At 52.5% G+C, this 3,696-nt stretch carries 4 protein-coding genes and 1 pseudogene; 4 read left to right on the top strand and 1 reads right to left on the bottom strand.

What is annotated here, in order from left to right; all coding sequences use genetic code 11:
- From A9513_RS31225 to A9513_RS35295, 4 genes and pseudogenes are all read left to right on the top strand, one after another.
- Positions 1-233 (top strand): annotated as a pseudogene (locus tag A9513_RS31225) (hypothetical protein); the annotation flags it as partial.
- Between the two features lie 261 nt (positions 234-494).
- Positions 495-1,433: a hypothetical protein gene (locus A9513_RS31220; RefSeq protein WP_065086412.1), complete on the top strand. Its 939-nt coding sequence runs from the start codon at positions 495-497 to the stop codon at positions 1,431-1,433.
- Positions 1,434-1,455: 22 nt separating this feature from the next.
- A complete protein-coding gene (locus tag A9513_RS36250; protein ID WP_169889710.1) occupies positions 1,456-1,605 on the top strand; it encodes a hypothetical protein in 150 nt (49 codons plus the stop codon).
- Positions 1,606-2,071: 466 nt separating this feature from the next.
- Positions 2,072-2,383 carry a DUF2845 domain-containing protein gene (locus A9513_RS35295; protein WP_081596642.1) on the top strand — a complete coding sequence of 104 codons (312 nt, stop codon included), beginning with the start codon at positions 2,072-2,074 and terminating at the stop codon, positions 2,381-2,383.
- Between the two features lie 40 nt (positions 2,384-2,423).
- On the opposite strand, the gene A9513_RS31215 is transcribed toward A9513_RS35295, so the two are convergent.
- Positions 2,424-3,533 (bottom strand): hypothetical protein, encoded by a 1,110-nt coding sequence (locus A9513_RS31215; RefSeq protein ID WP_065086411.1) that lies wholly within the window; start codon positions 3,531-3,533, stop codon positions 2,424-2,426.
- Positions 3,534-3,696: the final 163 nt, after the last annotated feature.

Genomic DNA, 3,696 nt, shown 5'->3' with positions numbered 1-3,696 from the left:
GTCCGAATGAGCGTGGAACAGGTGTCCGGATCATGTATAAACGTGCCATGTCGGTGGATGCTGATTCCGGCAGTGAAAAGCTGTGGACCTTCCGAGAGGCTTGCAGAGGTATCGGAATCGAGTCCATCCAGGGGGAGACTGTCTTTCTGGATGAAAGCGAAAGTAGTTACCTGACACCTGAGGAAATGATGAACCTGCTGGTGAAGCGAATTCGTCTCAACAGCCAGGCATAGCTGCCCGTATTCCCCTGATAAGAGCATACGCCAGGCTTTCTAGGAGCCTCTCTTATAGAAAGCCTGTCGTGGTTGGCGTCTGTATTTCTCGGTCTGCCCCAGTCGCTTGTATGACCAATGCAGGGATGCCTCCTGCTGTTGATCAACCGGATGAGTCTGTGGGGGCAACGGCTCATTGATCGTGGCTGTCAAGTCTCTGCTGTTCCGTAGAAAAAAACCAATCCAGCACCTGGTATGAAACCAACAACCAGGTGCCACGCCATGACCACTGAATCCCTTTCCCAATCCGCAATATCCATCCAGATCGAGAAGCTCGTAAACGCCTTCCAGTATTCGCATACTCAGTCGTTTGAGATGGCTACCGACACCACCGGTGAGTCGGTCGCGGTGACGACCTCACTGACGCATGACATTTGGAACCTGCGGCGGATGTACGAGTTTGTCGTTGCTGCTGTGGATGGCTATGAGCTGAGTAGACACCTTTCGGTCTTTCTGGAGGGATGTCAGAGCATCGGCATTGAGTTTAGTCCTCTGGTAGGCATGACCTGTCTCGATGAGAGCGAGAGCAGGTATCTAAGTCCCGAGGAAACCTTGGAGCTGCTGGTACAGCGTATTCATGAGCTCACTCTTAGCCCTTCGTTTCAGCGTCTTCAGAATGACTGGAAGTACCACACCAAGCGGAGCGGGCGTAAGGCAGTCAGCTATCTGCATCGATTGTTGGATCGTCACGGTCGGCTAGTGATCGTGCGAGCCAAGCTGACCTATTTGCCAGAGGCTGCTGCAGCGTTGCGTGTGGAGCAGGTTTTTGCAGACCTGGAGCAACTGATGCGCGAAAGGAGACGTCGCTCGATCAGTCGTTACGAGGTGGGCCACATTTGTTCTGTGGAGCAAGGCAGTACGGACTTTTTCATCCCTGTAACGTTCTTCTTCGACGCGACCTACGTCAAAAGTGACTGGAACAAGGCCCATAGCCTTGGTGAGCTATGGCGAGAGGTCACCAAGGGTAGGGGAGGTTACTGCTGCTGGAACCATGACAAGATGGTCAGCGCCGCGGATATGGGCATCGGTACACTGGATCGGAATGATGAGGTCGCGACGGAAATTGCTGCCGACGTCTTGCAGCATCTCGCTCAAGCGAGTGGGAGACTGCAGATCAAACCATTGAGGGCTAAGCGAGTCCGTATCGGGTCGGCGCGATAACCATTGAGCAGAGGAGAACGAAATGTTTGACTTTTACATCGATGATGATCGCGAAGGAACGCTGGATTTTGATCATGAAGCGGCAGCCAAGGCAGGCTATTTTGGCATTCCCATCGAGGACCTTGATGATATTGCCTACAGGGAAATTGAGAAGGTGAGAAAGGGGCAGTAGGAGGGGCTGTAGCGGCCTTGCTCAACAGAATGCAGTCCACGGAGCTGTCGTTTCCCGACTGTGGATTCAACGACTAAGCGCAATACTCTCTCTCGCCTAAGTATGGGTGGTGTACTGCGTTCGCCGATTGAGTCTACAGCCGATTGCTGACGCTGGTGAGAGGCAGCTACCGACCCATAGCGGACTACCGCTCAATAGGTGCTGCGATAAATGAACCAGGCAGTGAGCACGACGAATGGAGCTAGCAGAACGCCGGTTTCCGGGGAAGTGCTCCGCTGTCCGGATCAACTCACCTCAAGTAATTTGACGGAGCCTTTAACGACCAATGGCTCCCTTCTTATACTCGTCAGCAGCCACTGTCGAGACGTGTGCCAATGTTGATGTGTGTAATGACGCTCGGGTGCAAGGGTGTGGTAGTCTTAAGACGGGCCGATCTTCTGGCGGATTATTTCTCAAGGAGTACGTTATGAGGTTTAGGGAATCTTGCATTGGTTTGTTGTTTGGCTTGCTTGCTTTTGCTGCAACATCTACTCAAGCAGCCACAATGCGTTGTGGAAGTAATTTGATAAGCGAAGGCGAATTGATAGTTGATGTGATTAGGAAGTGTGGTCAGCCAGCGCAGCGTCAGGTTGTGGGTCCTGCTGTCGACGCTAATGGTTACGTAGCAAAAGGCGCTGCAACAATTGAGAATTGGGTTTATGGCCCCAGCAATGGGGCATATCAATACCTGCGCTTTGTCGATGGCAGATTGGTTGAAATCCGCACTCGAATGAATTGATGGCGGGCGCAGGTACTCAGTGAGTACCTGCGAAGGGGCATTAGCCCGCAGTGCCGATGACATCCAGCAGAGTAGCGATGGGGGTACTTTGAGCGCTTGCGACAATGATCGTCGTGTTCGCCCCAGCATTGCTGACGGTTTGTTGAAGGTTGTTTGCCGTTAATTGCGCGCCGTTGAATGTGGCGCTGAAGAGTTTGCCAGCTCCGGCAATAGAGAGAAGTTGAAGCATGGTGTTGATGTTTACTGCTTGAGCAGTGTTAATACTGATCTTGGTCATAGTCCCCGCTGCAGTCAGCGCTTGCTGCAGATTATCTGCTGTCAATTGCGCGCCATTGAAGTCTGCGCTGAAGTTCTTATTGTTGCCCGCATTCTGTATGGCCTGAAGGAGGGCCGTGATGTTCGCCGCCTGGGCGGTGTTGACGCTGATGCTCGAGTTGGTTCCTGCCGCGCTGACGGCTTGCTGAAGGTTGTTCGAAGTCAGTTGAGCGCCATTGAAATCGGCGCTGAATTTCTTGGTATAGCCAGCGATGCTAAGTAACTGTAGCAAAGTTGTGATGTTGATCGCTTGGGCGGTATTTACGCCAATCGAAGTATTTGTGCCGGCGGCGGTAAGAGCTTGCTGCAAGTTTGTGCCAGTGAGCTGGGCTCCGTTGAAATTTGCACTAAATGCCTTGCTGCTGCCCGCAGCATTTATCGCCTCGAGAAGGGCGGTAATGTTCGCCGCTTGAGCCGTGTTCACACCGATACTTGTGCCTGATTGCGCGGTGGCTACCGCCTGCTGCAAATTATTTGCGGTGAGTTGGGCGCCATTGAAATCGGCGCTGAAATGTTTGGTGGTGCCCGCGGACGATATTATGGAAAGCAGAGTGTTGATGTTTACCGCCTGTGCAGTATTGACGGCGATGTTGGTGTTGCTGCCGGACGCATTTACTGCTTGTTGCAGATTATTTGAGGTCAACTGAGCACCATTGAATGTGGCGCTCAGGTGCTTGGTATTTCCCGCGATGCCGATGACCTGGAGGAGCGTGGTTATGTTTACGGCCTGAGCAGTGTCGATATTGATGGTTGTGTTGGATCCCGCAGCTGTGATTGCCTGCTGGAGATTGTTTGCGGTAAGGGCTGAACCATCGAAATTAAGTACAAGCTTCATGTTTTGCTAATTCCTTTTTGCAAGTCGAATCGGAGGTGGTCGCTTCATTCAGCGGCGAAAAGAAAGGCGGCCGCAAAAACTGAGTGCAACACCCGACCATTTCGGTAAGGTGTTGCCCCATGTCCTATCACGAACTCAGCGCCACAGAGCGCGTCACGATCCA

The sequence above is a fragment of the Pseudomonas sp. AU12215 genome, from assembly GCF_001675465.2.
GTDB classification, from domain to species: domain Bacteria; phylum Pseudomonadota; class Gammaproteobacteria; order Pseudomonadales; family Pseudomonadaceae; genus Pseudomonas; species Pseudomonas nitroreducens.
The sequence above is the reverse complement of the archived record's forward strand: the minus strand, read 5'-3'. Positions and strand labels throughout refer to the sequence as shown.

Bases quoted from the DNA above. Each gene is read 5' to 3' on its own strand.
- A9513_RS31220 (WP_065086412.1), top strand. From the start codon at position 495: ATGACCACTGAATCCCTTTCCCAATCCGCAATATCCATCCAGATCGAG.
- A9513_RS35295 (WP_081596642.1), top strand. From the start codon at position 2,072: ATGAGGTTTAGGGAATCTTGCATTGGTTTGTTGTTTGGCTTGCTTGCT.
- A9513_RS31215 (WP_065086411.1), bottom strand. From the start codon at position 3,533: ATGAAGCTTGTACTTAATTTCGATGGTTCAGCCCTTACCGCAAACAAT.
- A9513_RS36250 (WP_169889710.1), top strand. From the start codon at position 1,456: ATGTTTGACTTTTACATCGATGATGATCGCGAAGGAACGCTGGATTTT.